The organism is Intestinibacter sp. (genome assembly GCF_022780145.1).
Taxonomy (GTDB): domain Bacteria; phylum Bacillota; class Clostridia; order Peptostreptococcales; family Peptostreptococcaceae; genus Intestinibacter.
In genome coordinates this window covers 1-4,124 of sequence record NZ_JALEXO010000047.1, presented here as the reverse complement: position 1 = coordinate 4,124, position 4,124 = coordinate 1, and the positions used below count along the sequence as shown (strand labels likewise).

General features: G+C 29.1%; 4 protein-coding genes. 2 read left to right on the top strand and 2 right to left on the bottom strand.

The window, feature by feature from the left end:
* A partial coding sequence (locus tag MR593_RS01795; protein ID WP_290686359.1) for a reverse transcriptase-like protein occupies positions 1-699 on the top strand: 699 nt, incomplete at its 5' end.
* A 14-nt stretch (positions 700-713) separates the two neighbouring features.
* Here MR593_RS01795 and MR593_RS01790 read toward each other — a convergent pair.
* Positions 714-1,367, bottom strand: a complete 654-nt coding sequence (locus tag MR593_RS01790; RefSeq protein ID WP_290686356.1) for an NAD(P)-dependent oxidoreductase — start codon at positions 1,365-1,367, stop codon at positions 714-716.
* A 299-nt stretch (positions 1,368-1,666) separates the two neighbouring features.
* Positions 1,667-3,466 (bottom strand): peroxiredoxin, encoded by a 1,800-nt coding sequence (locus MR593_RS01785; protein WP_290686353.1) that lies wholly within the window; start codon positions 3,464-3,466, stop codon positions 1,667-1,669.
* Positions 3,467-3,686: 220 nt separating this feature from the next.
* On the opposite strand from MR593_RS01785, the gene MR593_RS01780 reads away from it, so the two are divergent.
* Complete coding sequence (locus MR593_RS01780) at positions 3,687-3,989, top strand: hypothetical protein (protein WP_290686350.1); 303 nt, start codon at positions 3,687-3,689, stop codon at positions 3,987-3,989.
* Positions 3,990-4,124 lie beyond the last annotated feature (135 nt).

The window sequence follows — 4,124 nt, the reverse complement described above, 5'->3', positions numbered from 1 at the left end:
GATGAAAACTGCCTTCATATATATGTAGATGGAAGCTACAATTCATCTAGTCGAAAATTTTCTTATGGAGTAGTAGCAGTATATAACGATATTGTAGAGTACGTCCACGGTGGATTTGGAAAAAATGATAAGGATAACAACATAAGACAAATAGCTGGAGAGTTAAAGGCTTCTTTAGAGGGTGTAGAATACGCCTTAAAAAATGGGCAAAAAAAAGTAGTACTTTTCCATGATTATGAGGGAATATGTCATCATGCAACTGGTTTTTGGCAGAGAAAGGATAAGTCATCTAAAGATTATTATGAAAAAATGAATAGACTTATGAATCAAGGCATAGAAGTCCAATTTGTACAAGTAAAAAGTCATGAAGAGGATTTATTCAATGAAATGGCCGATACAATTTGTAAAAAAGAGCTAGGTATAGAAAATGATAAAGTATTAGAAAAATATTTGTCAAATAATCAAATACTAGTAAAAAATCAAGAAATAAAAGAAAAAATAGAAGGCCTAGTTGTAAAGGGCTATGAAAATATAGTAGTTTACGGCGAACAAAAATACTCTGAACCTAATTTAAACGACGATACAAACGACAGAAAATCTGAGTTAATAGAAAGTATAAATCAAGTACTAAAAGGGTTAGAAAATGAAAGATTAGAAGAAGTTTTGAGATATGTAAAGAGAAAAAAATCAAAAAAATAAGGTATTTTTTAACCTTATTTTTTTGATTTTTTGTTAGATATAATAGGCATTTCATTTATAAATAGATTTTTTACAGATATATCGTATAAAAAACAAGCTATATTGTAGTTAGAGATAAAAGGACTTAATTTAGAGCTTTGGTCTTTATAATATGAGTATTCTCCTTTTTTTCTAGAAGGAGCCGTACGTATTATTCTAAGTATAGTCCAATCTAAATCTGATTTTTCTAGCAATTCTAAAGTAGATTTAAATTCATCTTTATAGCTTTTATACTGGATTTTATTTAAAAAAGCCCATATAAATGGATTTATGTTTCCTGTATCGTCATTACCTGTAAGTCTAGATAGAGTTATAAATCTCTTTTTATTTAGCTTTACCATTTCTTCTATTATAGTCTTATTTGAAATATTATTTATATAGTAATTTGTATTTTTGAATACTTTGGAATCTGGTTTAAATGCATTGATTACGACATCGGCATCTTTTATAGCATTTCTGACAAGTGCGTGGTCGTAAGCATGTCCCACAATTATTTTTAAATTAGAAGGGGGAAGCTTTATTGAGCCAGGTTTATTTACAAAAGCAATTACTTTGTGGTTGTTGTTTACAAAAAGATTTATTAGGTGTTTTCCAATAGAGCTATTGGCACCAAATATAGTTATATTCATTTTATAATACCCTCCTTTCTTGCAAATTTTATATTTATTAAAATTTATTTTCAATCTTAGATATAATTATTATGTACATAATTTATGATAATTATATGAATTTTAATTGGTAATACAAAGTCTACTAATTCTATAATAACAAGAAATAATTAAAAATAGGCATTAAAATATATGAATTATATTTTACAATATATTTCAAATTTATTAATTTAATCTATGATTTTAAGAAGATTAAATTTAGGAAATTATATACTTCAAAATATGAAAATATAATTTCCTATAAATTTAAAAATTAAACATTATTCTGGTAATGTAGGTATACTTCCGTATATATCTGTAAGCTCTTGTTCAAAATTATAAGGGTCGTTAATAGATAAATACATCGCTCTTCCCAATATATTAGCTTGGTCGTAGGTAGAAGTCCACGAGAATATACCTCCGAGACAATGCTGAAGCACATATTGAGCTTTTAAGAAAATGGATAGATCGTTGTCAAATGACATGGAAAATAACGCGTCTTTAATTAGATAAGGTGCTAGAGCTTCGTTGTCAAATTTGTAGATGTACCCGTTTTTATTGATGTAATTTTCTCTGAGCTCGTCGTAGGATTTTGTAGTTGTAGCTCCTAGCCTTCCGTAAAATGGTACACCTAAATTTATCTTTCTAGATGGCATACCGGCATTTATAAGATTGTTCACCATAGTATCTACACTGTAGCCTGGTAAGGATAGATCTGATTCATATAAATTTGCGTGATGCTTTCTACCAGCATTGCCTGTTTCCCCAGCAGTAAAATCATAGCTCATCAAATTAAAATAATCGATTATAGGTGCTATTTTATCTATCTCAGCACTTCTATTTATATACCCGCTATCTCCAGTTCCCGCAACACTTATCCATGTATCTTCACCTAAAACATCTCTAAGTGCAGTTAAAAGCAATGTGAAGTTTTCTCTATCTTCAGGTCTCGATTTAATTCCAGCAGCACTACTTCCGGGATATTCCCAATCTATATCTATACCGTCTAGACCGTAGTCATTTATAAATTCATTTACGTTTCTAGCAAAATTATATCTCGATGTAGGCGTTAAAGCAGCGTCGGAAAATCCATCTGCCCCCCAACCACCGATAGCTGCTATTATTTTTAGAGAAGGCTTAGTTTCTCTAAGTGATATCATCTGGTTTAAATATCTAGGTGAAGGTACGTATAGCTCTCCATTTTCATCTATTTGAACAAAGGCATATATAGCAGCATCTAAGTAAGTAGGATCTAAATTTTCAGGATTTCCTAAAACGTATTGAAATACTATTGGCTGTATATTTGGACAATTAGCACTTATATATTCGTACGGTTGTCTTTGGCTTTTGACTGAGTTTGATTTTTTATTTGATACCATATTCGAAGTAGAGAAAGATTTCTGATTAGGACAATTCATATACTCGACCATATCATTTTTATTTCCTTCATTTAAAAAACATAAATACCAGTCTAAGCATGAGTATTTTTTATCACAATTTTTGATACGTTTTTTTAAATCTTTATATGTTTTTGGCGGCGGCGCTATAACTGGATTGCCAGGGAGCCAGTTGGCAGGTGTAACTACGTTTTCTGCATCGGATTTTTGGAGTGCATCTATAATTCTCAATATTTCAAATATATTTCTACCAGTTGTCATAGGGTAGTATAAAATAGTTCGAAGTATCTGTTTATCATCTATAATAAAAACAGCCCTAACTGTTTTTGTTGAACTTACAGGCTCGGAAATCATTCCGTAAAGATTTGATATAGTTCTACTTGAATCATCTATAATAGGAAATGGAATTTCAATACCTGTAAGCTTACATATATTGTAGACCCATGCTAAATGTGATGAATTGCTATCTACACTGAGACCGATAAGCTGAGTGTTTCTAGAGGTAAACTCATTGTAGTATTTTGCAAAGCATATAAATTCAGTAGTACAAACTGGGGTAAAATCTCCTGGATGAGAAAATAAAACTACCCATCTGCCTTTATAATCAGATAGATTTATAGGTCCAAAGGTTGTATTTACTGTAAAATCTGGAGCCTTGCTTCCTAAGTTAGGCAAACATGGCATAATATCACCTCTCTTAAATTTAATCTTTATATTTATATTATTAAAAAAGCGTAGTATTGTTACAGATTCAAAATTAAAAAATGCGAAAATTGGAATTTAAGCAAAATTTATTAAAAAAACATAACAAATTTATGTCAATATTCTTATATTAATTGAAATTTATGTTTCATTTTGATAAGATATATAGTAGGAGATAATATAGTTTTGGGAGTGGATAATTATGAAAAGTATTTTCAAGAGAATTTTAAAAGTTATAATAACGTCGTTTTTAATATGCTTTTTTTCAGGAGTAGTATTAATGATTGCCAATAAAATAATGGGAGTCGAAGGTATAGGAATAATTTGTTATCTATTATTAGGCGGTTTATGTTTTGTGATGTTATCTGTAGGACTTATTTTTACCGGGTCAGAATATATTTTTAAAAGAAAATCTCCTAAAAAAGTCAATAAAAATACTGATAAAAAAGTTAGTACACGTACCAAAAGTATACAACGAAAAAATCACAAACAAAAAATATCTTAAAATATATAATAAATCAAGTTAACATAAAAAAATACTATTAGTTGATGACTTAATGGTATTTTTTTTTATGCAAAAAACTAAATAATAATATAAACAATTTTAAAATATTTAGGAGGATTTATGAATATATTTGAG

Coding starts and splice junctions, on each gene's coding strand:
- MR593_RS01790 (WP_290686356.1), bottom strand. CDS start 1,367: ATGAATATAACTATATTTGGTGCCAATAGCTCTATTGGAAAACACCTA.
- MR593_RS01785 (WP_290686353.1), bottom strand. CDS start 3,466: ATGCCATGTTTGCCTAACTTAGGAAGCAAGGCTCCAGATTTTACAGTA.
- MR593_RS01780 (WP_290686350.1), top strand. CDS start 3,687: ATGAAAAGTATTTTCAAGAGAATTTTAAAAGTTATAATAACGTCGTTT.